We start from the raw sequence: 25,596 nt of genomic DNA, 5'->3' as shown, positions 1-25,596 counted from the left end.
GATTACTGATGACGCACAGTCTCAATCAGCATTGGTAGCAAATGGAACCAAGCAAAATATCCGGCACCGACTAAAACTAATGTCCAAAAAACCATCGAAATGAACTTCGACTTCGCTAAATGGTGTAACGGGTCCGGTTCCCCACACCCTGGACATGTGTGAGCACGTTTCGATATTTGTTTCTCACACACAGGGCAAGAGACTAAAGGCATGATTTAAATTCCTCAACTATATGCTTAGGGCACAAAGAATAGCGCCTGTGAAAATATATGCAACATCACTAATAATCAATATCTTAGAGATTGACGCATGTCGCTGACTTGAGAAAAATATTACGCATGTTACTTACACAGTTTAGCCATCCTCTCTGACCATGCCATTAATCACGATATTGTTGTAACTCACCATGCCGATCACTTCGCCATCTTCAATCACGGGCGCGCGGCTGATCCCAAATCGCTCAAACAGACGAGCACAGTATTTAACGTTCATATCTGGATCGACACACAAAGCAGGCTTAGTCATGATTTCGTAGATATTGGTGCGCTGAGGGGCACGGTTATTTGCCAACACTTTCTTCGCAATATCATTCATTAATACAATGCCGTATTCATCGTTGTCATCGCGCTTTTTGACCACCAGCGCTTTCACTTGATATTTCTTTGCCAGAGTAATGCCTTCATATACGGTCATCAGTCCATCTACCATAACGTAAGTAGCAGCCATGACGTCTCTTACTCGTACTATCGTTTGATTACTCATAGTTCATCCTCAACCACCTTGGTCAACGTTTCGACTTGATGCGCAACACCTACGGCATCCTCGATATCAATTTGAATCGCAATCCCCTGCCCCGACTCTCGGTCAAACTCTCCCACTTCATTAATGGTCTCAAGTATGTGCCGAGAAAGATGCTCTTCCACCACAAAAAGCAGAACATCCTTTTGTACTTCTAGGGTTAATCCAAAAAACGTCCGCTTCTGATTTAAACCTTGACCACGAGCATTATTGATCACGGTCGCCCCCGTTGCTCCTGCATCACGAGCCGCATCGAGCACCTTGTCTGTTTTGCTGTCTTCAACAAACGCGAGTATCAATTTAAAGCGCATTTTCTTCGTCCTCCGAGGTGTCTTTATTAAGCCACTGAGTAATTTGCGCATACCCCATTACGGATATCATTGGAAACAAACTGGCGAAGGCGATAAGCCCAAAGCCATCAATCATCGGATTCCTGCCTGGCACAGTTGACGCTAATCCTAGCCCAAGCGCCGTCACTAAAGGCACTGTCACGGTAGAGGTGGTGACACCACCTGAATCGTAGGCAAGTGGAATGATCAACTTAGGCGCGTAAAAGGTTTGAATCACCACGACGATATACCCCGCAATGATGTAGTAATGAATCGGGTCGCCCACCACAATACGATAGCTGCCAAGCGCGATACCTATCGCTACGCCTAAAGCAACCGCAACTCGTAAGCCATTTACACTAATACTGCCACCAGACACTTGATTGGCTTTGATGGCCACTGCAATCAAAGATGGCTCAGCAATGGTCGTACTAAAGCCGATAAAAAAAGCAAAGGTGTACACCCAATAATAGTCGACCCACTCTAACGCCTGCCCAATAGAGACTTTAAACTCTCGGACGAATTCAGGAGCGGTCAACTGCACCGCCATTGTTTCGCCCAACGGAAACAATGCCATCTCCAAACCGAGTAAAAATAACGATAACCCAACAATGACATATGCAAAACCGAGCAACACTTTTTTGAGGTTATTCACTGGGCGGCGCAGCACAGCCAATTGAAAGCCAAAAATAATCGCCGCAATCGGGATCACATCACGAATGGTGGACAGCAACGTATCTAAGAAATGTTCGAATGAAATCATGTAACGGCCATCCCATAAATCATGACAAACATCATTGGCAGTAAAGAGGCAAACGCAATCAACCCAAAACCATCCACCATAGGGTTACGCCCTTTAATGGCCGAAGCTAACCCTACTCCTAATGCCGTCACCAAAGGGACGGTAATCGTTGACGTGGTCACGCCACCCGAGTCGTAAGCAACGCCGATGATCGACTCTGGCGCAAACCAAGTGAGAGTCACAACGCCAACATAACCACCGATGATCATGTAATGAATTGGCCACCCTTTTAAGATGCGCAGCACCCCAATCACAATCGCAATCCCAACAGAAAAAGCCACCGTGATCCGCAGGCCAACGCCATACTCCGTCATGGATTGTTCGGTATTAGGGATCATCCCGCCTTCAGCCGCCACCTCTGAGGCCTCTTCTGCAACAGCAGTCAATGCCGGCTCTGCGATCGTGGTTCCAAACCCCAAGCAAAACGCAAAAATCAATAACCAAAACACACTGCCCTTTCGAGCAAAGGCTTGTGCCATATTTTCGCCAATGGGGAACAAGCCGAGTTCTAGCCCGAAAATAAAAAACGTCAGGCCTAAAATGACCAACAACAAACCAAAAAGAATCGAGACCAAGTTAGGTAAAGGCTCTTGCAGAACCACCAATTGGAAGAAGGTAATAACAATTACAATAGGAAGAAGATCGCGGGCACTGTTAAACAGAGCGCGGAACAAAGCAGTGAGTGCTTCCATGCAAATCCTCCCTTTGACGAACAAGTTATTAGCTCTGAAGGCGAGACCTGTCCGGTGATATCCTTATCATCTACTCTCAGTGTGGCATAAATTTCTACTCACAAACGTGAACAACCTTATGTCACCACTAACATTTGGTTACATTTTCCTAATATGTGAACTGGATGAGCCACCACGAAAATTTATCTGAAAGATGGGAGAACACATGATAAGCAGCGCTGAACTGATCAAGCGAGGCGCAAAACGACTATAATGTTCTAATATATTGACATTCAAAGAGATGCTATGAAGATATTACTTACAGGTGGAACTGGGTTTATAGGGTCTGAGTTACTCAAACTGCTCACCACTCATCAGATAGTGTTACTGACCCGATCGCCAGACCAAGCCAAACAGCACTTGCAGTACGCTGATTTAGGTAATATCGAGTACCTTGCTTCTCTTGATGAACTCGCCGATCTCAACAACATAGATGCCGTCATCAACCTCGCAGGAGAACCAATCGCAGACAAACGTTGGACGGAGCAGCAAAAAGAGAAAATTTGCGACAGTCGCTGGAAAATTACCGAGCAAATTGTTGAGCTGATTCACGCCAGTACCGAACCGCCCTCTGTGTTTCTTAGCGGATCTGCAGTGGGTTATTACGGCGACCAGCAGGATCATCCGTTCGATGAGTGTCTTCATGTGAATAACGACGATTTCCCGCATATGGTTTGCGCCAAGTGGGAACAAATCGCCAAACGAGCCGAGTCCGAACAAACCCGCGTTTGCTTTCTCCGGACAGGCGTCGTACTCGGGCTTAATGGCGGAGCACTCGCGAAAATGCTCTTGCCTTACAAATTGGGGTTAGGCGGACCGCTTGGCAATGGCAATCAATACATGCCTTGGATTCATATCCTCGATATGGTTCGTGCCATTATGTACCTGCTTGAAACCCCTCACGCGCATGGTGCCTTCAACATGTGCGCTCCTCACCCTGTGACTAACCGGATATTTAGCCGCACGTTAGCGAAAACACTCAAACGTCCTCATATTCTATTCACACCTAAATGGGTCATGGCATTGGCGATGGGAGAATCAGCATGTTTGTTGTTTGACAGTATGCGAGCCAAACCTAAGAAACTCACCGAGCTTGGCTTTAAATTTAGTTACTCAAGAATAGAACCAGCACTGAAGCACTTGCTTCAAGATAGAAGCTGTTGAATGATAAAGCTTATCTGTCTCTCGCATTAAGCTAACACATGAATAAATCCATCCTCATTACGGGGTGCTCAACGGGCATCGGGTACGTTTGTGCTCATGCACTCCATAAACAAGGCTTTAACGTCATCGCCTCTTGTAGAAAGCTTGATGACGTTCAACGACTCCAATCAGAAGGGTTAACCTGTATCCAGCTCGACCTCGACGACCCAATAAGCATCACTAGTGGCGCAAAACAAGCGATTGAATTGGCTCAAGGCCAGCTTTATGCCCTGTTCAATAACGGCGCATATGGTCAGCCCGGTGCATTAGAAGATCTGCCTACCGAAGCATTGAAAGCGCAATTTCAAACCAACTTTTTTGGTTGGCACCAATTGGTTCAAGAGGTACTACCCACTATGCGTGCTCAAGGTGAAGGACGCATTATTCAAAACAGTTCCGTCTTGGGTTTTGCCGCAATGAAGTATCGTGGGGCGTACAACGCCTCAAAGTTTGCCCTAGAAGGGTGGACAGATACATTACGGCTCGAACTTGCTGATACCGACATCAAAGTGGCGTTGATAGAGCCCGGCCCCATTGAAACGCAATTTAGACACAACGCTCTGCACGCTTTTGAGCAATGGATTGACGTAGATTCAAGCCCTCACCGTATCGCGTATGAAGGACAGAAAAAGCGTTTAGATAACGATAAATCGAATAATCGATTCGTGCTGCCGGCAGAAGCTTGTATCGAACCCGTTCTTCACGCACTAACCAGCAATAAACCTAAAATTCGCTATCGCATTACGACACCAACCAAGTTGTTTGCGATTTTGAAACGATTATTACCCACTCGTGTCCTCGATAAAATTTTGCGACAAGCTGCATAGAAATATTTTGTCGTAATGTAATTTCATCGTAACAATGTGATGTCATTATGAGCACGTAGGTTAAAAAAACCTCACGAGCTCGAATCAATTTCTTATTAAGTTTATCAATTAAGACTTCCTCTTAAGATTTTGAACTTAAAAAGATTTGGTATCGCCACCCAGTATGTTTTGTACGAATGCGAGGCAACAATGACATTAAATCAGCTGAACTGGCTTAGTGTGGGTGTAGTGTTGACGATGTTCATCCTATTTTGATACCACACCTTGCACGATGCCATGCTCTGCTATCTAACGTGCGAGAACCTCCAATTTAATTGCACTTTCGCTTGCAAATAGGATAACGCTGCTTCGGCAGCGTTTTTCCTAATATGCTCGACCCGCTTGATTTTCCATTCAATTAGCTCCATATCTACAGACATCGACCTGAATTAAAAGCAAGGACACTCAGATGCAATCCCCATTTATCGTTGAGTTAACAGAACAGAATTTTAGAGAAGTGCTTGAAGGATCAATGAACACGCCCGTTCTGATTCATTTTTGGGCCAACGCTCAACCAGAAAGCGCACAAGTGCTACCTGAGTTGCAAGCTCTCACTCAACAGTACAATGGTGCTTTTACATTGGCTCTGCTGAACTGTGAAGATCAACCAGCGCTTGCTTCCCAATTTGGTGTGCAAGTACTGCCAACAATCGCGTTGTTTGTTAATGGACAAGCGGTCGATGGCTTAGGCGGGCCTCAACCAATCGAAGCGATTGGCGCAATGCTACAAAAACATTTGCCAAGCCCTGACGAGCAACTATTGAAGCAAGTAAGCGAACTGCTTCAACAAGGCGAACATGCACAAGCTCTGAACGTCATTCAAACGCTGTCAGATGAACTGCAATCACGCGGTGATGTAAAATTAGCGAAAGCCGATTGTTTGCTAGAAACCAAACAATTCGAATTAGCACAAGAGTTGTTAGCAACCATCCCACTGGAGTATCAAGACAACTCTTACAAAAGCTTAATCGCGAAACTGGAACTGCATCAGCAAGCGGCTGAAAGTCCAGAATTAAAGCGCTTGGAACAAGAGTTGGCAGCTAACCCAGACAATTTCGAATTGGCATGTGAGCTAGCAGTACAATACAACCAAGTGGGTCGTGATGAAGAAGCGCTAGAGCTACTTTGGAACATTTTAAAAGTAAACCTAGGCGCGCAAGATGGCGAAGTGAAGAAAACTTTTATGGATATCCTAAGCGCATTAGGACAAGGCAACGCTATTGCAAGTAAATATCGTCGCCAGCTGTACTCCATCTTGTACTAAGCGCAGAGTTCTTCTAAAAATAAGACAATAAAGGCCGGAAATCCGGCCTTTGTTTTTTGTTAGAAGTCGCTATACAGCATAGGCGCTGCTGGTGGATATTCTATTGGTTGCCAACGATCATTAAAGGTGTATTTGGCATAAAGCATGAAATGGTTTGGAGTATAAAACTCAGAACGCTGCACATCGACTAATGCGCCAAGGTACCAACGTTTACTGACTCGCTTTTCCACCGCTGCTTGCAACGATGTACCAAAACCACCACCTTTGTCTGACGTCGCTACTGTCGATAAGTATGGTGCGTCTTCCTTAGTCCAAGAGTTGGAGACGGACGCACTCAACTGATATGACCAAGAGCTGTTGTATCGACCATAAAAGTTGATAGGTAAAGACACCGAGAAGTAACTTTGCGGGCTGTAGTAGCCACCGTGACCTAGCGTGTACTCACCCAAATTTTTGTCGTAATCAAGGTACATTAAGTTCGTACCAATACTTAAACGCTGGTCATCCCTTGCAATTAACTTATAGTACGCCCCACCTAACACGCCTAAACGAGTGTTGTCTTCAACCTTTTCACCAGTCAAACTATGATACTGCAAGCTACTCCAAAAACCGTAAGGCCCACCAGTGTCCCAGCTTGAGTTCAACTTCACACCAGTACGGATAACCCCACCCCATTTAGTCCCTTGAGGGTCAGTCGTGCCACTAGGGACAGACATTCCAGCATAAGAAAGCGTGCTGCTAGTCTCTGGGCGACGCGAAGCTTCTGCAGTCCAACCTAACTCACCTAGATCCCCATTGATGCGTACACCACCAACCCATGTGGTATGGTCGAAACCAATTGGTGTCGTGCCGATATCGACCAACCAATCTTCAGCTTGCCAGCCCACTCCAAATGCCATACCTGATGCGTCATTTTGGAACGAAGTGCTGTCAGAATCGGTGGTTTTTTCATAGTAGTCCAACTGACCTGAATCGATAGAAACATAATCGGCTTTTAGCAACAGATGCCCATCCCAACTCTCAATCGGGATTCGTGCTTCTACGGGCACTTGATTCGAAGTATTACGACCATCTCGTGCACTGTAATCCCAGCCAATCATGACATGACCATCACTCCGATCATGCAGTTTATCGATGTCCGATTTGACGTTACGAGTCAACCAGTAGTCGTCAGCAGTATCATATAGCTCGCGTAAGCTTGGGGGTTCTTTTTTTGCCTCTTCAGGTTCACGATTTTTATCCATTCGGTCATGATTTAAGGCTTGATAGGCGCGTGTTTCAGCTAACGCCCACTGTTGATTTTCCATTGCTATAGACATGCTATTGCGAAACGCTAATGCGTCGGCATCAGGCATCGCACCCAACAACTGATTTAGCGCATTAGCGTCATTTCGATAGCCTTGTTGATTAAACACCGCGGCCACTGTCATCAACTGTGCCGCAGTTAAGCTATCGCGCTTTTTATTCAAAATGAGGTGTATATCGTGATACGTCGCTTCATCTCCAGTCAAAGCACTGGCTTGCAACATGCCAATTTCTGCTTGAGTTTTAAATGGCTCAGACTTTAAAGAAACTTGTTCATACAAATCCAACGCAAGCTTAGGCTGTTGATTAACAAGCATCAGATCCGCTTGACTCAACAGTCGACGGGTTTTGAGTTCATCAAACTGTAATGCTTCCGAAGCACTTAAATCTTGTGTTGCAGAATTTAATGCTAAGCTCGCATACCAACTATCAAAATCTTCAAAGTGATTTAAGCTTACCATCATGCTGCCGTAAGCCAGTTTGTCATCGGTTGACCAATCTTCTGCAAACGAAATGCTTTGGAAAATCCTCTCAGCTTCCTTAACTTCATCAATGTCTAACCACGCACTCACTAGACGAGCGAGCGGTTGAATTTGACCTTGATAATCCGACTCTAGTGCACGTAATGTCGCCGTTGCTGATTCAGGAGAAGCTAAGTAACGCGTTTGGATGTCTCTCAACTGAGCATCAAGCTTCAAGCGGGTTAAATTGCGCTGCATTGCGTCTGTCATGTCATGTTGTGCGATGCTCTCTAGCTCAGCGATGGCCTCATTCACTTTGAAGTCCTGCGCGAGATAAAGCGCGTAAGCAAATTTCATTTCAGGGTCATTATTAGATGTAGCCCAATTGGACATCAGCGTATTCGCGTGTACTTTGTCGCCCATGGAATGAATAACGTCAGCAATATCAAGCCTTAACCATGGGGAGGTTGGCTGTAGCGCTATCAATTCCTCTACGGACGCTTTCATCGTTGCCTGATCATTTTGAGCGATTGCGATCCGCAGACGAGTCAAAATAACTTCCGACTTGATGCTCGCTATTTTTTCAGCGACCACTTTCTGCTGTGGGGCAGAGTAACTGCGCGCGAGTGCTTCCGCGCCAGACCAATCTTGCTGCTGAATACGAACATCTAAACGACCACGCAATGCAGAGCTATTGCTACTGTCCAGTTGCAAAGCTTGTTTGAAAACCTTCTCTGCCGCGGCATAATTTTCTCGTACAAGATACAAAGAGCCTAATGATGCATAAGCATAAGGTTGGGATTTATCTACTTGAATCGCTTTGTGATAAACGCTTTCTGCTTGCTTAAACTGGCCTTTTTCGACCAAGGCATCACCTTGATCAAGATACGCCCAATATTGAGACGTCTCGATTAGCGCTGCCCATTTTGAGGCCGAGTCAGGATTATGATCTAAGCGCTGAGCCTGTTTAAAGTATTCGAGCGCTTTTTGCTGCTGCCCTCTACGTAGATAAACCTTGCCCATAGCACCGAGCAATTCAGGATCTCGCGGACGAGTCGTCAACGCATAACGCAGCTGAGCTTCTGCTTGGTCGGTTTTATCTTCCTCGAGCAACGTTAACCCTTTGAGCTTAGCGAGATAGGTGGGGTCTTTTCGTAGTTCCTTTTCCTTTTTCCAGCGATCTTTCGCGCTTTGATTCGCTCTTTGAATCTCCATGTCAGACGGGTAGTAACTAGCTAAAATGGCATATTGCTGAACAACTTGATCTGAAATAGGCAATTGATCCAATGCACGCAACCACGACGTTGCCGCATTTGTTCCAACCGAAGGAGCAAGCGCTAACTTTTTATAGGTATCGAGAATCCATGGATCGGCAGGATTCTCTTTGCGAATGTGGTTGGCTAACGCGAGTTGAAAAGACGGAACACTAGGATAATTTGCATTTAAACGTTCCAGTCCCTGTTTTACCGAGCTCCAACTGCCAGGCAAATTACTTTGCAACTGTAGGAATTCAAGTTGTAACGCTGGTGATGGCATTCCATTTGGAAAAAGAGCTTTGTAAGCTTGAATCGCTTCATCGTAACGACCAGATTTTGCAAGCAACTGGGCGCGCTGATAATCCGCTCTTTTCTCTCTCTGAATGGCCATAATCGATGACAAGTTTTTCGCTTGAGGCGAATGAGGCGCCTGCCTGATTAAGCGCTCAAATACGGGTTTTGCTAATTCTGGCTGCTTACGTTTCAGATACATATTTGCTTGATAGAAAAGCCCCGTTGGATTGCTTTCTTCAATCGCGAACAGCCTCTCTAGAGTACTCTCGACAATATCATCTCGGCCAATCGCATCTGCTAGTTTTAGCTGCTCAACTAACCACTCAACCGAGTCAACTCGTGCTAATGATGTGGGAAATTGAACCAGCTCGATAGGTTTGTAGACCTGTGCGAGCTGCGACTTTGTCAGAGGTTTTGAACTAAAGCTTTCTGCATGCACAGTGCCGACGCCACCAGTCGCCAAAGCAACCAGTGGAATCCACCATAACGCACGTCCTGTTACTGACATCTCTCGCTCCATGCAGGAAGCAATTCACCTTGCACACTAAAACGGTAACGTTCTGCATGCCAACCAAGCCCAAATAGACTTAATACGTTGTCGTAATAATGATCGTTTTTGTCCATCACAAGTTCATTTTGAGCACGACTGAACTGCGCCTCCAACAGCGCAGATTCATCAGAAGCCGCGAGCAACGGAAGAGCCGCAGCAGAAAAACCTGCGCTTCCTGCTTGGGTATATTTACCCGTTTCAGTATTTACTTCTCTCGCTGGCGCACCAAGGGCTTTGGTTGCCGCCACAAACGGCTGCATTTTTTGCACTAATACTGCTTTTTCTGAAACTTGGTCATTTAACATGCCCACCCAAAGATAAGTGCGGATCGCGTTGTAACTGCCTATCGGCCCAGTGACCCCATCTGAGCTATAACGACCATTTCTCAATGTCGCCCAGTCTGGGCTAAAGCCAGCTGGCATCGTTTTCTCTAGCATGTGAACACTTGCCTTATACATTGAATCCCAGTTGTATTGTGGGTACAGAAACTGCATACGAGCAATCAGTTGTAACGGAACATAACTCGGATTCACACGGTACTGGCTGTCGGCATCAAAGCCAGTTGGAGCTGGCAACAATACCGTTCCAACTCCTGCAACGTTGACGGTTTCTTCACGTAAAATACGACTCGCGATCAGATGTCCAAGGGTCTGATAGTAGTAGTTATTCCATAATCTTCCCGCCTCAACGAGGGAGTACGCTATCCACAAATCAGAATCTGACGCTGGATTAGAATCCAACACTCCGAACTGACCATTTTCTTTTCTTCCCCACAACCAAGCAGGAAGCCTTGCCGTCAAATCCCCACCAGCCAAATGTGATTGAGTCCATTTTAAAACCTGATCGAAGGTTTTAGGGTCATTGGCAACCAAGGCAAAGAACAATGCGTAAGATTGACCTTCCGAGGTCGTAATCATACGCTCATCACTGCCATCAACGACTCGGCCTTGCTCCATGTATACCGACTTAAATGTTTCCCATTGTGGCCACTCGCAGGTGTTAGCCCACAAGTAAGGAGACACGAACAACATAAGGAACGAGATGAGTTTTTTCATTATTCCTCTTCCTCAGTTTTTTCTAAACGTCTAGACGCGACTTGACGTAATACGCGCCAAAGCACAATGGTTACGATCACCACTAGCAAGGCGGCAAAGCACGCGACGATGACTGGGTGATTAGAGAAGTGATACCAAACGAGCTGCCACACAGGAAGCTTACCGACATAGTAGTGCGACCCCACGTTGTAGCTTGCTACTTCGTTATTTCTCAACGTCACCACCGAGCCAAACATGTGCTCCACTTTACCGGAGTCAGCCAACGCGCGATCAACCGACGAAAAATCTGACGGGTGAGCCGCCATAATAGAAATGACGCTGCGTTTTTTCGTAAATGGCGATTCTGCACCATAAATAGCAGCAAAAGAGCCCTCAGCCTCAACAGAAACATAATCCGCGGCCACTTGACGAGCATCACTTGGACTCATCCAGTTCATTCCGAGCTGCTTTTCATTTTTGCTTGGTAGGCGAATTTGTCTCTGACCCTCTTTAACCACTAAGTTCACTTGGTCAGGATTATTAGCGGCTTCTTCTAGTGCATCCACAACACCGATCGTCAGGATGTCTTTATCTTTTAGTTGCTCAGCATTCCATTTGTCTGTCAAAAGCACCTGAATACCTGGGTACCCAGAATCACGCCCTAACGACCCCATGACGTTTAAGAAGGTCTGCAACACTTCTTTTGGAGCTCTCTCTGGAACAACAATCGCAGTTTCTGACAAATCGGCCATGCGAGTGTAAGGGAAACCAGAAGTAGCAAAAGCGCGCATATTTGGCATTTCGATGTAGTGAGGGAAACCACTAAAATCAACCGTAGAGTCACCATCAATGACCGCGTATTGCTTACTTGGTTGCGTCACCTGACATTGCCCATCGGTCACCGACGCAAAGCCAAACTCAAACTCGATTTGGTTTTTACTGCCAACTTTAAAGGCCGGAATACGAACAAGCGCATCGCCACTCAGAATACTGTCATCTAATAGAGGAACACGCACACGGTTAGACTCACCACCTTGGCCTTTTGTGGTTAAGTTGAACGCCTCAATGAATTGGTCATTGATGCTCAAAGTCAGGCGAGAACCAGAATGATCCGCAGCAGGTGGCGAATACCGATAGTTAAGATCCATCGGTATACCACGGCTCTGCCAAGTAAAGAGATCGGGTGGTAAGCGCAAACTCACGTTGATTGGAGGAGGCGTTCGACCTTCCACTTGCAACATGCTTTTTTGTTCGACTAATTCAGATAATGCAACGGGACGAGCCGTACTCACCCAGTTTGGCGCATCGTACGGGACTCGTGGTTTGATTTGTTTGACTTCATTAATCTTCGCGATTGGCCCAGTAAGAAGTTGGTTTCCCAACGCCAAACCTTGCACCGCAACGTTAAGATCCTTACTGTCACGGCCTATCACTAGAAGAAGCTTCACGTACGGGTCAGTTGGGTGAGTGATGACTTGAAGACGAGGGCCATCCGTATCTGGAAAATCTCTCAGAAACTCAGGTTTGTTGTCATTGGTAACAAAGACAATGGCGTTGCGCTTAGGTAACGTGTCGACACTAAAAGGGAATTGAGCACCACGCCAACCTGCAAGAGCACCAAAGTAAGAACTCAAGACACCGGCTGCTTTGACATCATCCAGATCGTATTTGCCACCCATAACGATGGGCAGATTTAACTGGCTAAAATCACGGACATCAAAAAACGGCGCTGGCAACAAGCTCAAGTCACTTTCCAGCATTGTCTTTTGGGCAAACATTTCAATTCGACTGCTTTGGCTGATCTCGGCCCAAATGCTCGAGTCATTTGGGTTAGCACAGTCTTTCTGAGTATTCCCAATCAACTCAAAGCGAATTTGGTTGTAGTTGCTGAAGTAACGAGTATCCAGCGGCATCGATAAGCTCAACTTATTACCTTGCTGACCATCGACGATTGACGCCACTCCCATAAGCTCGTTGTTCAAATACACTTTGACGTGAGAAACCAAAGAAAGCAACGCTGGTGAAGGTGTGATGTCAAAGTGCAACGTGGCTTTAGACACCACCTCATCGAGTCGCGAACCGAAACCAATATAAGCACTGGCCTCACTGCCTTGAATAGCAATTGAACCACTGTAACCCAATTGACTAAATGGAATGACACGCTTAAATACGGTCGAATTTTCAGCATCTTGCTGTGCCAAAGGCGTTGGTTGTTGCTGACTTACTTCTTGTGCCGCGAGACTGCCCGACATACACATGAGAGTGATAGCCGTTGTCAACGCTGTTAGTTTTTTATTATTTAGCATGACTTGAGGTCCTGATTGGGACATAACGAGGTCTTAGTGACCAAATAAATTCGATACAAAATAAAAGTGCATCCACACTGGCCTGAACAAACTTAGGACAATGTTGCAGCAAGCGTTTGTATCCATTAAAGCCGACTTGCAGTACAGCCTGCATACTCGATAGAGGCTTATCTGATTGATAGCCTTGTTGCCATTTCGCCCACGTATCTGCACGTGCAAATGTACATTGGACGTATTGGATTTGTTGTTGATGAGACAATTCGTTGAGTTGTAAACCAAATATCCCCTTATGAGCATAGGCAACCGTCATCGGGAACACGAATTCTTGACCACCGCGATTGAGGATCACTTCTAAGGTTTGGCCAAGTAGGTACGCACAGGTTGGTTCATCGACTCCGTCTATTTCAATGCGCACGCCACCCAAAGAGAAATCCTTCATCTGCGCTTGAATCAAGTGCCCTGAGTGAAGCCTTACCGCGACAGGAATCGCTACCTCTACTCGGTGATCTTTTCGCACTTGTTTGGCTTCTACCGCAACGGCGACAGCAGCACCTAAAATCAACAAGTTGTACATCGTCCAAACGAGGTTCACGATAACCGTACCTATTTCGTCTTGAGGCCCCCACCCCATTCGGTAAATCCCTACAGCAAAGCCCAGAATGTTGAGTGCAACCAAAACCAAATATGGTCGGGAGATCACCCAATCGTAGTGAGATTTTTCAACCAAACCGCCTTTTGCCGTTACGTTGAATGTCCCTTTATGGGGTGCAAACAAAGCCACCGTTGTTGGCCTTGCGATATACCAAGCAAGCACGGTTTCGTATACCTCACCCCAGAATGAATAACGGTAGTCACCCTGCATACGAGAGTTGGTCATGCTCGCGTGGATCATATGGGGCAATACGTACAAAATGATCGCCAGCGCTGGCGCATAAATCACGTAGGAATGCAGCAACAAATAAGCCAATGGTGCGATCAGGAATACAATCCTCGGGATACCAGATAGAAAGTGCAGCATGGCATTGACGTAACAAAGCCGTTGAGAGAGCTTAAGACCCTTTCCAGTCAATGGATTATCTACCCTAAATATCTGCGCCATCCCGCGAGCCCAACGAATACGTTGCCCAACGTGTGCAGACAATGTCTCTGTCGCCAAACCAGCAGAAATCGGCTGCTTAAGATACGCAGAACGATAGCCTAAACGGTGCATGCGCAAAGAAGTGTGCGCATCTTCCGTCACGGTTTCGACTGCAATGCCGCCGACTTCCTCTAAAGGCTCTCGACGTAAAATAGCGCAAGAACCACAGAAGAAAGTAGCATCCCATAAGTCGTTACCATCTTGAATCAGGCCGTAAAACAAGTTGCCTTCGTTTGGCACGTTACGAAAGTTCGATAAGTTACGCTCAAACGGATCCGGTGAGAAGAAGTGGTGCGGCGTCTGAATAAGCGCCAACTTGGGATCTTTCAGGAACATCCCCATTGTGAGCTGAAAGAATGCTCGTGTAGGAATATGGTCACAGTCAAAAATCGCAACAAACTCACCGCTGGTCTGCTTCAACGCATAGTTAATGTTACCGGCTTTCGCATGTTCATTCGTTGGGCGGCGGATGTAGTTCACCCCTACACTTTTGGCGAAATCTCGGAAGCTATCACGCTTGCCGTCATCCAGAATGTGGATGTTGAGTTTATCTTTCGGCCAATCGACACCTAACGAGGCATAAACCGTCGCTTTCACGACATCGAGATCTTCGTTGTAAGTAGGGATCATCAAGTCAATGGTTGGCCAAGTTGACTGATCCGGTGGCATCGATACTGGTTTGCGATTCAATGGCCAGATATTTTGGAAATAGCCAAGCATCAGCACAATCCAAGAATACGTCTCAGCTAGAAGTAAAACGCCCCCTAGAAACAAAGCAACAGGATCGTCCCAGTTCAGGGTAGACGAATAACGCCACCACAAGTATCGACATGAGGCCGTAACCGACAAGATGATCAAAAGCATGGTAGGAAAACGACCCGGCATGCGACGAACCATCATCGCTAATGCCCAGAGTAACAACACAAAGACAGTCTGAGCCTGATAACCAAATGGCACCGTAAAACAAAGCAAAGCGATTAACACCACGAAAAACAGCAAGGTGTAGTTCAACGCCATCGCTGACTTACTTGCTTTAATACGCTCTCGAACTTGTGGATCTTTGATGTTGTTCGCTGTCTGTTCTAACCAGCGGACGCTTTTTGCAACCAATTCAAATGGCAAGTAGAACGCATTGCGAATTTGTTCGGCTAAAGTCATCGCTAAGCTGCTGGTTTTTTTGGACCATGCTGTACTTACGTTTTGCTTGAAGCAAAGTAACCACACGCTTTGGATAACAAAACGCACAGGATCAAACCATCTCGGCGCAGCAAAATTAACGTTTGGATAGTAAACCAAAGGCAGTTTCCATGAGGGAACACCCGAAATAACCGGCTTTAAAAATACAAAACTCAATGAAAACCAAAAAGACAAAGCACACTCCCCAACCCAGTTTGTTTTGCAATTCCAGGCTTGCTCGTAAGCTTTCTTCTGTAGTCTGAATTGGTCCACTACCCAGCGTTGGAAAATCAGATTAAGACTTCGCATAAATTAGCTTTGGTCCTGAGCGCTTGATAACGCTGATACACACCAAAAAGCAAAAGACTGAAAATCTTTTGCGGCTTGGCTCGATGGCGAATAGTGTTGAACGGTCGTCAGGTTTGCCACACATTCAAGCAATGCCGTATCTCGATGAATCGAAACAGGAATCAACGATTCGCTAAGTTCCTTTTTCAGCACCAACATGAAATCACGACCAATTTCGGTTTCTGGCTGATACTTATTCACCAAAAAACGTAATTTGTCAGAGCGAAGCAATCTCGATAGCTCTTCATGTTGTAGCCAAGATTGAAGAGTGAGATAACTCAGGGCATCTGCCGTTACCACCACCACAATCATATCCATTGAGTCGACAAAAGATCGCACTTCAGGATCAGTAAGCTCTGCTAAGTCGGCGTGAAAAAGCAGCCACTGCTCACCACGGTTTTCGCTCACTTGCAACGTCATTTCACCTAGCATTGATAGGTAGTGAGAACGCTCGTTAAAGAACGCTTTTAACTGCTCAGAATTCAGATGGCCAAACGGTAAAAAAAGTGCACCTTGTGGGCTTTCATAACCAGCCTGGGTCCAAGGTTTATCTGAAAGAAGTTGTTTCGCCCAGCCATCTTTCTCTTCCTGGGGCAAGCCAAGATGAGTTTGCAGTAAACTGTTAGGCACCACCTCAATGGCCAGTACCTGTTTGTTTATCTTAACTAATGCTTGTGCCAAGTTCGCAGCGACGGTAGTTGAGCCACAACCACCTTTTAAACTAACAAAAAGAAGGCGTTTCATATCGCTTCCGTTTCTAAACCTTTCTGCTTATTACGCACTTGAGGCAGAGCATTACGAGCACTGTTGGCTTGAAAGACCAACCACTTATTTTTAGCTTGCACGTAAGACTCGTTTTCTGTTGTTTCAATATACTTATGTTGAGATAAGTTATAAGAAGAGTAGATCGAATTAATATCTTTTGCAGACTCAGTCATAACATTTTTTCACAATATAACGGTGTTTAAACTGCGGTAATGGCAATCCCGCCAGTTACTCTTTGCAGTATATACCCGTTCAACTTGAAGATACAGGTTTCAATATCTGAAAATTATCCGTAATTCTGGATACGAGTGTACCTGCAACTTCTGGTAACGTTACATCGAAAAACTCTTTGATGGCTGAAGTAAATTCTGGCTTGGAGGAGAAGTAAATATTGTTCCTCACATGCTCATTCATCACTTTCCAAAGCCGCTCTATTGGATTTAAATTTGGACTGTAAGGCGGTAAGTAATGAAGCTCGATATTGAGCACTTTTGCCGCATTTTTCACCAACTCTGACTGATGATAGGCGGCACCATCAAGCACTAGGTGAACTTTTTGCTCCAACGGATAATGCTCCTTTTTGAGCTTCCAGAAGAAGCGAACAATGCTCTCGCTGTTTATCGTGTCATACGTGTCTGTCACCGTTGCGCCAATATTTTGAAGCGGTAACGCACCGATAATATTAAGACGAGTTCGACTGCCTGTTGTCTCAATCACTTTGTCTTGGCCTTTACGTATCCAGCCATAACTGAGTTTTGTTGACTGCGTAGGATGAACGGCATCCATAAATAACACAGGGTCTTCGCTGTTTCTTAGCGTCTCGTTGTAGTATTCGATAAAGGCTTGCTGCATCTCTGGATTAAACTTGTGCGGTACACCTTTCGGCTTCTTATATGAAAAGCCGTGATGATGTAGCCATTTGTTCATGCCTGCAACGGTATAGCGAATACCAAACTCGGCTTTCACATAAGCGACTATTTGATGGGTATGAAAGTACGTCTTCTCGGATAAATGTTCGATAAGCTGCATGGTTTGCTCAGCAGAAAGTCGGCTCTGGCTACCACCATTTTCAGGCTTAAGTTTTTCAGAGAGGACATAGTCACTGAGATGACGAGCAACGGTCGATTCATGAATACGAAGCGCTTAAGAAATCATCGTTTGACTCCAGCCTTCAGACGCAAGTAAAACCGCTTTGATGCGGTCACGCACTCGACCATCACGAGTTGAATCGTGCATCACTTCGAGTTGTTGTTTCTGTTGAGGAGTCAGTATTATTTTCATGGTGCGTAGCATGATCCTGCTTTAAGGAAAAATCAAGCATCTTCAATGATCACGGGTATAGTAAATCATAGACTTGCAAATTATTGAGTTTAAACTTATAAACATCATATGAAACAATGCTATAACTATTTTAATTTTTGATCAATTTCGTTTAATATCTCGGCGTCATTTTCTTGTCGCCAAGAAAAGTAACATTGTAACGATTAGCATACAGCGGATTGTAAGCCACAACGCACAACAACAGTAAACCATTGATTATAAGGCCTTTTGATGTCAGCAATCTCCGGGTTATCCGCAATTACTTCTGAACGAGAGATAAATTCTGTTTATGTAAACTTATTTACACATAAGCAAATGGTTATTGATTATTTGTTCAGTACGCTACCAGCAAATAACAACACTTCACTTACAAGCTTTACAGACAAGGAAACTTTTTTGTCTGCATTGAATGATGAGGCCTTATGCAAATTCAATGACTTATCTAAAAATTATCTTGAACAGTGTTTTTTTCTTAGCCACAAATTCACAAATAAAGCGCCAAACGCTATAAAGCTTGCAAAAGATATTCATCAAACAAATATAAAGAAACTCTCTACATATATATTAGTAGTTCCAGATTCACTGGTATCATCAAGTGACGATTATTTTGTAAGTATTTTCCTACAAAACTTAAATGAACTGGCAAATAATAAAAAACTCACTATTAGTGTTTGTATATATGGGCATCTGACGACTTCACTATTAAAGCCCATTCTGATTTCTCATAATAGATACATTGCAGGTTTGGCGACCATGACATCATTAGATGACGCTCGCTACTGCTATCTTGTGGATTTTTGGTCCAATAAACACGGTGTAATTTCCCAAGACGAGTACCTTCTCTCTAGCACTAAAGATAAGAAGCTAAAAGCAACGCCTTACGAAACGCATCAATCTCGTGTCATACCGGAAGACAAATCGGATAGTGATAGAATATATATCAGTAGAAGAGCCTTCAGAGAAAACGAGAAAGCCCCAAAAGGGATGCGTATGGCCGAGAGTAATCAAGAACTCATAGCGATGTTAAACAACCCTCGCTCTTCAACTATTGTTTTCAGCTGTGATAACCAAAGCGAAGTTCAACAGATCGCGTTAGATTGCTACCGTTTAAGGTCCGCATATGGTCGTCAGCTAAAGATTATTGTCAGGGAGACCCAACAATGTCTGAGATATGCAGATGAAAAGTTCTTACTTCGCGCGGGGGCGAACTTCATTTCACATGCGCAGATCCCCCATATGCGCTTTATGACTCAGGTTGAAGCAATTCAAGGCCAAATGCTTACACGCCCAATTCCTGACAGTTTAGAGGCGCTCTTAAAGTATGACCTTAAGTTTGGTAGCAAAGGCTACTTACAAAACCAGGACTTTAACCAATACTGTATTGACGTCATTTCCCATTCAACACACTCAAGTGTGAACTTTGCGCTCATCAAGCTGAACTTATTGCCAGGCATGACGGCAGAGGAATGTTTACGTCTTTGCCATGTTCGAAGAGATGGCGACGTTGTGACAGCCTGCAAAAAAGCTCTATATGTCTTGTTCAGTGCTATTCGACAAAGCGATATTGATATTGCACTAAACAATATATTTGAGTTTCCAGTGAGAGACTTGTTTCACTCAACTCACACGTTTGATACTCAATTAGATATCGAAACAGAGCTAAAATTCATCGTTCAAGATGAAGCCGTCATATCCGATGACGTTTCAACCTTGACGACAGAGAGGGAAATATTCCATACCACCACCAATTCCATGGTTGATGTTCTCCCTTTGTTTGCTGTCAAAAAGGCCATTGATCTTAAGGAAAGTTCATGAATATTAACGACTTTTTACTGACCGCGAGTATCAGCTTAGGTATTGGCCTACTCCTAGGATACTTTCTTCGTGACCTAGTAAACGCAACCACACGCTTTTACCACAAGCACTTAAAACGCTCGCGCTATTTTGAGCTAGATACATCAACCACTAACACCAAGAAGCTTAAGTAATGACATCGCATTCTCATGACTCTACCCCCTTCACTATAGGATTGGGCTGGTGGAACATTTACTTTATCGCAAAAATAGCGCTCTATTTTCAGGGAATCATCGATTTCCACCCAATGGAAAACTTTGCGCTGTTGATCTTCATCCTGCTGCCAATCTCGATAAAAAGCCTAAATACGGTGCGTCATATCGTTGTATTTGTCGCCGCAGCGTGGCTCTTGCATTACGATTCTTATCTCCCTCCGCTAGACCGTCTTTGGGCTCAAGCGGGACAATTAATGCAGTTTGAATTGAGTTATCTGGTCGAACTTTTGGGACGATTTTTATCATTCCAAGCAATTCTCGGATTGCTCGCTTTGTGTGGTGCGTACTTTATTTTGAGCAAGTTCGTTAGAGTTTCAGTCTTTGTGGTTATTGCTATGATCTATATAAGTATGCCAATGACGACGGAACTTCCGACAACAGTGGCTGCAGAAGTAACTCAACAACAGCCACCAACCGAGGTTACTGCTAGCAAACAACCTCAAATAACGGAAATTAACGATGCAAGTCTCAACACGTTAACTGCAGATTTCTTTTCTAAAGAAGCTTCTCGACGTGTGACATTCGATACTAGCAGCGCAATGGATGCTCCTTTTGATTTGTTGTTCTTGAGTATTTGTTCGGTCGCGTGGGATGACATCGAAATTGCAGGACTGGCCGATCATCCTCTGTTCAAAGAGTTTGACATCATGTTCGACAATTTTAGTTCCGCTACGTCATACAGCGGGCCTGCGGTCATTCGTCTGCTACGAGCCAATTGCGGTCAACAGGAACACAGTCAACTGTTCCAACCCGCACCTTCAAAACAGTGCTACTTGTTCGAAAGTTTGAAAGAGCTAGGCTTCAAAGAAAATTTACTGATGAACCACAATGGTGTCTTCGATAGCTTCCTTGAATTGATCAAGAAAGACGGTGACTTACAAGCGGCTCTTATGTCTCAAGAAGGTTTGGCTCCTTACCAAAAATCTTTTGATGGCTCTTCGATCTTCCGCGATAAGCAAGTACTGGATAACTGGTGGCAGCAAAGACTTAACAGTAGTGACGACAAAGTCGTGGCACTCTACAACTCAATTTCACTGCACGATGGAAACCGGATCATCAATACGAATTCAAGCACATCCATTGCTAGCTACAAAATGCGCCTTAAGAATTTGCTTGATGATCTCTACGCGTTCTTTAAAACCTTAGAGTCCTCAAAGCGCAACATTGTTGTGGCCTTGGTACCAGAACATGGTGGTGGTATGCGAGGAGACCGAATGCAGATTTCAGGTATGCGAGAAATTCCTGCGCCAACGATCGTTCACACCCCGGTAGGAATTAAAATCTTCGGAGAAGGAATTCAACGTCAGGGCAGCACAGAACACGTCAATGCGCCCTCTAGCTATCTGGCGTTGTCACAGCTCGTGTCGAATATTCTGGATAAAAACATTTATCAAAGTAAGACGTTTAGCCCTTCAATATTGACGGAGAACCTACCAGAAACACGCATTGTCGCGCAGAACTCCGGTTCTACTGTGATTGAAGTACAAGGAAAGTATTATGTTTCTCTTGATGGTTCTAGTTGGATTGAATACCCAACAAAGTAGTTCCAACTAAACCATACGATGCTGCCTAAGGCCGGAACTTCCGGCCTTTGTTTTGCCTAAAATCGCCCCGCTATCGTTTCTTCTCAACATCTTCGATTGTCTACAACCCAAAAATGCGTGAAAATGAATCAGTTATTATGCACTCAAGGGAATAAATCATGCCTATCGATTCACTGATCACTATCGGTATTTTCGTCGTCCTCGCTGTCGTTATCTTGTCTTCAGCCATCAAAACGGTTCCACAAGGAAACAACTGGACAGTTGAACGCTTTGGACGCTACACCCACACATTAAAGCCGGGCTTAAACTTGATCATTCCATTCGTTGATAAAATTGGTCAAAAAGTAAATATGATGGAACGTGTGCTTGATATTCCAGCACAAGAGGTCATTTCAAAAGATAACGCAAACGTGGTGATCGATGCAGTTGGTTTCGTTCAAGTTATCGATGCGGCTAAGGCGGCTTACGAAGTAAACGATTTAGAACACGCGATTCGTAATCTAACGCTAACGAATATTCGTACCGTACTTGGATCGATGGAACTCGATGAAATGCTGAGCCAACGTGACATGATCAATACCAAGCTGCTAGCGATTGTGGACCAAGCAACAAACCCTTGGGGCGTAAAAGTCACGCGTATTGAAATCAAAGATGTTCAGCCACCAGCCGATCTAACTGCAGCAATGAACGCTCAGATGAAAGCAGAGCGTAATAAACGTGCTGAAATTCTCGAGGCTGAAGGTGTCCGTCAGGCAGAAATCCTCAAAGCAGAAGGTCACAAACAATCGCAGATTTTAAAAGCAGAAGGTGAAAAACAGTCTGCTATCCTCCATGCTGAAGCGCGTGAGCGTGCTGCTCAAGCGGAAGCAAAAGCGACTTACATGGTTTCCGAAGCCATCGCAAAAGGCGATATGCAAGCCGTTAATTACTTCATCGCGCAAGGCTACACAGAAGCTCTCAAGAGTATTGGTCAAGCTGAAAACGGAAAAATCATTATGCTACCTTTGGAAGCAACCGGACTCATGGGCTCTGTTGCGGGCATCGCAGAAATGTTTAAACAACAAAATAAAGATTAGGACCCAGTTATGGACTTGTTCAACCTGCTTGATGGCATAACATTTTGGCACTGGCTTGCATTCGGCTTTGTGCTGCTTGCCGTTGAGCTACTTGGTACAGCGGGTTACTTTCTGTGGTTGGGGTTATCGGCGTTATTAGTGGGAGCGTTATTGGCAGTGCTCCCTTTCGGCTGGCAACTTCAATGGCTATCTTTCGCGACTTTCAGCTTGCTGACAACTTGGTTATGGTGGCGACGCCAGTGGTCAAGAGACAAACAAGATGATCAAACAAGAGATCTCAACCAAAAGTACAAGCAGTTGATTGGCCGCAGCGTGATACTTGAGGAAGATTTTTCAATTGGGTTAAACAGAATTCGCATCGCCGATACCACCTGGTCAGCACAATGTGAGCAAAATATCCGAGCTGGTACTCGTGTAAAAATCGTCGCGATCGATGGAATAATCCTCATTGTGGAGCCTATTTCTGAGTAATTTATGTCAAAGTAATGAAGTAAAGACTGCTTCATTACTTTCTTTTCTCTCAATTCTTTTTATTTCATCGTGTTATTCAATTTGTCCTTAGAAAATAAGTAATATAAATATTATTAAATTCCATCTTGTAAATCCTATTGATATTCATCAACTAAGAATTAATCAAAAAGATAGTTCACTGCTTCCAGTCATTTTCAATCTAATTTCAATATAAAAAATAAAACAGTGTTGAATTAATTTTTGATCTTTCCAACTCCCTATACATACTTAATCCATAAGCATAAAGGTAAATGCTTATATTTTAGGTAAGTAGAAAAGTCTTTCCTACCGTTTTATTGATAACTGAGTTGGTCCTCACCATGCCAAAGGCAGAGTTTGTTCCAGCGCGGTTGGACACACAATGGGTGACACCATTTACTGCGGTATGTGTGAGCGGTATTAAGGTAGAGAGACATGTTTTTGTTTGAGCACTTAGCACGCCAAATACACAAACTTTGGGTAACAGGCGTAATAAAGTCTTAAACATAGAGGGTGATCGTTATGAAATTATTAGCCGGAATACTATTAATATGTTCAGCTACAATTCCATTTACTATTCAAGCAAATGGCGCTTCAGGAGGAAGAACATTAGCACCTGAAGTGAAATGCGAATTACCAAATGGTAATGTCCACATGCTGCCACCGTTATATTGCAAAATGTATGACGGCAGAGAAGTAAAATAGAAAAAGGAGCCATTAGGCTCCTTTTTGATTATTCACTAATTGATTAGTGGAAGCTGTAAGGGATAAGAACTTGTAGACGTAGGTCTGTCTCGTCCGCGTCGCCAGCACCAGCGTACTCGTCACGCTCTAGGATTGTACCGTGCAGACGGATTGTAGAGCCTTTAAGCGCACCACTCTGTAGAGAGTAAGATACTGTTGCGTTGAATGCGTACTCGCTTTCGTAATCCCAGTCACCAGATGCACCGCTTGCAGCTGAGTCAGCACCAGAACCGTAACCAAAGCCTAAGTAGTAGTTCCAGCCGTTACCTTGGTTGTAAGATAGACGGTTGTACCATGCTAGCTCGCCCGCTTTGTTCCAGTCAGATAGAGCATCCCACCACTGAGACCAAGTACCGTTGTTCATACCGTAAGTATGGATCGTACGTGGAACGAAGTCAGAACGGTTGTCTGTGTCTGTGTAACGTAGTTCAGACATCCATGCTAGCTTGCCGAAAGACTGGTTCAAAGATAGACCAGTATGGAAACCTAGACCATCGTATTTCACATCGTCATCAACACCGTAGAAGTCAAATGCAAGAGTTGTACGGTCACTTACTGTGTACTTCAAGTAAGCTTTGTAAGATGTGTTGTCAGTTTCGTTGTGGTAGCTAGTTACTTGACCTGCACCCCAGTCGATACCATTTGCGTATTTAACGCCAGTCGCTTGACCAAGACCAACTTGGAAGAACAAGCTGTCAGTTAGGTTACCGTTTAGACCTAGAGAGTGTAGGTAGCTCCATGAAGTGTCAGACCAAAGCGCTGGTGCGTAGTCATCTTCGTGAAGTAGCCAAGGTGCTGTGAATTGGTCTGCACCGAAGTAGCTTAGGTTGAAGTCGCCTAGCTTAGCGTTTAGTTCGAAGCCACGGTAAGTACCAGGTACAAAGCTCCATACGTTACCAATAGTACCGTTACCACCAGCTTGTAGCATACCTACACGAGCGTTAAAGTTTTCGTTTGCTTTGAATTTAAGCGCAGCTTTGTAAACTTTAAGTTGTTGGCCGTCACCTGCACCCCAGTCTAGGTTGTTACAGGTTGAGATTTCGTTACATAGGTAGCCTTCGTTTGAGTTGTAAAGGCTGTCGTTGTAAAGATCACCAGAGTAGTAAGCCGCAACATCTGCACCAACCCAACCATCGTGGTAGCCAGAAGTGAAGTCTAGGATAGCGTTGTAAGAAGAGTAGTTTAGACGGCTCCAACGGTCACCGTTCTCACCACCAGGTTTACCTGTAGTACGTGTACGTGAACGAGTGTCAACTAAGAACATTGCATTAAGACTAGAGTCATGCATAAATTCGTTCACTTTCTCTACGTATTCACCACCCGCTGCACTCTCAGTCGATGCAGTAGCTGGAGCAACAGCAACAACACCAAACATTGCTGCAGTTAACGCTGAAACCTTAAAAAATTTGTCCATGGAAAAACTCCTAAAAATGGATATAGCTGTATTTTTCTATCTCACCTTTAGTTGGCCGCCGAAGGAGAGAAGTAAATTCCTGATTAAACCTCATTATTTCTAATTTGGCTTTTTTTAGTTCCTGCATACACACCGTGTATCCACGCCATTAAGACTAACTTCGCACCTAAAAACATCCAAACGGAACTTATTTTTTTTCTAAAAAAATATGAGCCACGCCAAAGTTCCATATAAGTTATTGATCCAGATCTTATTTTTAACACCAATACCGCAACATTGAATATATACATTTAAATTCAAACACTTAAATCACC

Annotated in this window: 21 protein-coding genes and 1 pseudogene; 9 read left to right on the top strand and 13 right to left on the bottom strand. The window is 44.6% G+C overall.

Annotated features, from left to right (window positions below; all coding sequences use genetic code 11):
- Nucleotides 1-2 precede the first annotated feature (2 nt).
- The 5 genes from ACF8EG_RS13845 to ACF8EG_RS13825 form a co-directional block, all read right to left on the bottom strand.
- On the bottom strand, nt 3-212 hold the full coding sequence (locus tag ACF8EG_RS13845; RefSeq protein WP_011105727.1) for a hypothetical protein: 210 nt from the start codon (nt 210-212) through the stop codon (nt 3-5).
- A 142-nt stretch (nt 213-354) separates the two neighbouring features.
- Nucleotides 355-762, bottom strand: a complete 408-nt coding sequence (locus ACF8EG_RS13840; protein ID WP_005454537.1) for a CBS domain-containing protein — start codon at nt 760-762, stop codon at nt 355-357.
- Entirely contained in the window at nt 759-1,109 is a 351-nt protein-coding gene (locus ACF8EG_RS13835) for a P-II family nitrogen regulator (RefSeq protein WP_005382084.1), read from the bottom strand. The genes ACF8EG_RS13840 and ACF8EG_RS13835 overlap by 4 nt, the downstream gene beginning before the upstream one ends.
- Entirely contained in the window at nt 1,099-1,890 is a 792-nt protein-coding gene (locus tag ACF8EG_RS13830) for a DUF1538 domain-containing protein (protein ID WP_005454529.1), read from the bottom strand. The genes ACF8EG_RS13835 and ACF8EG_RS13830 overlap by 11 nt, the downstream gene beginning before the upstream one ends.
- Nucleotides 1,887-2,621 carry a DUF1538 domain-containing protein gene (locus ACF8EG_RS13825; RefSeq protein ID WP_020840239.1) on the bottom strand — a complete coding sequence of 245 codons (735 nt, stop codon included), beginning with the start codon at nt 2,619-2,621 and terminating at the stop codon, nt 1,887-1,889. Before ACF8EG_RS13825 ends, ACF8EG_RS13830 begins: the two co-directional genes overlap by 4 nt.
- A gap of 285 nt (nt 2,622-2,906) precedes the next feature.
- Here ACF8EG_RS13825 and ACF8EG_RS13820 point away from each other — a divergent pair, with 285 nt between their 5' ends.
- From ACF8EG_RS13820 to ACF8EG_RS13810, 3 genes are all read left to right on the top strand, one after another.
- A complete protein-coding gene (locus tag ACF8EG_RS13820) occupies nt 2,907-3,824 on the top strand; it encodes a TIGR01777 family oxidoreductase (RefSeq protein WP_020840238.1) in 918 nt (305 codons plus the stop codon).
- Nucleotides 3,825-3,862: 38 nt separating this feature from the next.
- Nucleotides 3,863-4,690, top strand: a complete 828-nt coding sequence (locus ACF8EG_RS13815) for an SDR family oxidoreductase (protein ID WP_023624137.1) — start codon at nt 3,863-3,865, stop codon at nt 4,688-4,690.
- 448 nt (nt 4,691-5,138) lie between these two features.
- Complete coding sequence (locus ACF8EG_RS13810) at nt 5,139-5,993, top strand: co-chaperone YbbN (RefSeq protein WP_005454528.1); 855 nt, start codon at nt 5,139-5,141, stop codon at nt 5,991-5,993.
- 59 nt (nt 5,994-6,052) lie between these two features.
- Here the strand turns inward: ACF8EG_RS13810 and ACF8EG_RS13805 are convergent, their stop codons facing one another.
- The 7 genes and pseudogenes from ACF8EG_RS13805 to ACF8EG_RS13775 form a co-directional block, all read right to left on the bottom strand.
- Entirely contained in the window at nt 6,053-9,817 is a 3,765-nt protein-coding gene (locus tag ACF8EG_RS13805; protein WP_169609223.1) for a cellulose synthase subunit BcsC-related outer membrane protein, read from the bottom strand.
- On the bottom strand, nt 9,808-10,914 hold the full coding sequence (gene bcsZ / locus ACF8EG_RS13800) for a cellulose synthase complex periplasmic endoglucanase BcsZ (RefSeq protein ID WP_129830345.1): 1,107 nt from the start codon (nt 10,912-10,914) through the stop codon (nt 9,808-9,810). Before bcsZ ends, ACF8EG_RS13805 begins: the two co-directional genes overlap by 10 nt.
- The gene (bcsB, locus tag ACF8EG_RS13795) at nt 10,914-13,199 is read right to left on the bottom strand and encodes a cellulose biosynthesis cyclic di-GMP-binding regulatory protein BcsB (RefSeq protein WP_169609221.1); all 2,286 of its coding nucleotides are present in this window, start codon (nt 13,197-13,199) and stop codon (nt 10,914-10,916) included. Before bcsB ends, bcsZ begins: the two co-directional genes overlap by 1 nt.
- The gene (bcsA, locus tag ACF8EG_RS13790) at nt 13,189-15,822 is read right to left on the bottom strand and encodes a UDP-forming cellulose synthase catalytic subunit (RefSeq protein WP_025555972.1); all 2,634 of its coding nucleotides are present in this window, start codon (nt 15,820-15,822) and stop codon (nt 13,189-13,191) included. Before bcsA ends, bcsB begins: the two co-directional genes overlap by 11 nt.
- A gap of 3 nt (nt 15,823-15,825) precedes the next feature.
- Complete coding sequence (gene bcsQ, locus ACF8EG_RS13785; protein WP_021484815.1) at nt 15,826-16,605, bottom strand: cellulose biosynthesis protein BcsQ; 780 nt, start codon at nt 16,603-16,605, stop codon at nt 15,826-15,828.
- Nucleotides 16,602-16,799, bottom strand: a complete 198-nt coding sequence (locus ACF8EG_RS13780; RefSeq protein ID WP_025499879.1) for a hypothetical protein — start codon at nt 16,797-16,799, stop codon at nt 16,602-16,604. The genes bcsQ and ACF8EG_RS13780 overlap by 4 nt, the downstream gene beginning before the upstream one ends.
- A 79-nt stretch (nt 16,800-16,878) precedes the next feature.
- Nucleotides 16,879-17,907 (bottom strand): annotated as a pseudogene (locus ACF8EG_RS13775) (IS630 family transposase).
- Between the two features lie 270 nt (nt 17,908-18,177).
- On the opposite strand from ACF8EG_RS13775, the gene bcsE reads away from it, so the two are divergent.
- The 6 genes from bcsE to ACF8EG_RS13745 all read left to right on the top strand — a co-directional run bounded on the left by bcsE (nt 18,178) and on the right by ACF8EG_RS13745 (nt 23,829).
- Nucleotides 18,178-19,761 carry a cellulose biosynthesis protein BcsE gene (bcsE, locus tag ACF8EG_RS13770; protein WP_097371337.1) on the top strand — a complete coding sequence of 528 codons (1,584 nt, stop codon included), beginning with the start codon at nt 18,178-18,180 and terminating at the stop codon, nt 19,759-19,761.
- Entirely contained in the window at nt 19,758-19,934 is a 177-nt protein-coding gene (locus ACF8EG_RS13765) for a hypothetical protein (protein WP_169592676.1), read from the top strand. Before bcsE ends, ACF8EG_RS13765 begins: the two co-directional genes overlap by 4 nt.
- Nucleotides 19,934-21,559: a cellulose biosynthesis protein BcsG gene (gene bcsG, locus ACF8EG_RS13760; RefSeq protein ID WP_169592680.1), complete on the top strand. Its 1,626-nt coding sequence runs from the start codon at nt 19,934-19,936 to the stop codon at nt 21,557-21,559. The genes ACF8EG_RS13765 and bcsG overlap by 1 nt, the downstream gene beginning before the upstream one ends.
- 158 nt (nt 21,560-21,717) lie before the next feature.
- On the top strand, nt 21,718-22,635 hold the full coding sequence (locus ACF8EG_RS13755) for an SPFH domain-containing protein (protein ID WP_005454552.1): 918 nt from the start codon (nt 21,718-21,720) through the stop codon (nt 22,633-22,635).
- 9 nt (nt 22,636-22,644) lie between these two features.
- Nucleotides 22,645-23,106 carry an NfeD family protein gene (locus ACF8EG_RS13750; protein WP_005454539.1) on the top strand — a complete coding sequence of 154 codons (462 nt, stop codon included), beginning with the start codon at nt 22,645-22,647 and terminating at the stop codon, nt 23,104-23,106.
- A 540-nt stretch (nt 23,107-23,646) separates the two neighbouring features.
- Nucleotides 23,647-23,829, top strand: a complete 183-nt coding sequence (locus ACF8EG_RS13745) for a hypothetical protein (RefSeq protein ID WP_071651861.1) — start codon at nt 23,647-23,649, stop codon at nt 23,827-23,829.
- Between the two features lie 43 nt (nt 23,830-23,872).
- Here ACF8EG_RS13745 and ACF8EG_RS13740 read toward each other — a convergent pair whose 3' ends face one another.
- The gene (locus ACF8EG_RS13740) at nt 23,873-25,282 is read right to left on the bottom strand and encodes a porin (RefSeq protein ID WP_005454568.1); all 1,410 of its coding nucleotides are present in this window, start codon (nt 25,280-25,282) and stop codon (nt 23,873-23,875) included.
- Nucleotides 25,283-25,596: the final 314 nt, after the last annotated feature.

Source organism: Vibrio sp. YQ_11, from assembly GCF_043103065.1.
In the GTDB taxonomy this organism is placed as follows: Bacteria; Pseudomonadota; Gammaproteobacteria; order Enterobacterales; family Vibrionaceae; genus Vibrio; species Vibrio parahaemolyticus.
Note: the sequence above shows the minus strand (reverse complement) of the source record. Positions and strands in the feature narration are given on the sequence as shown.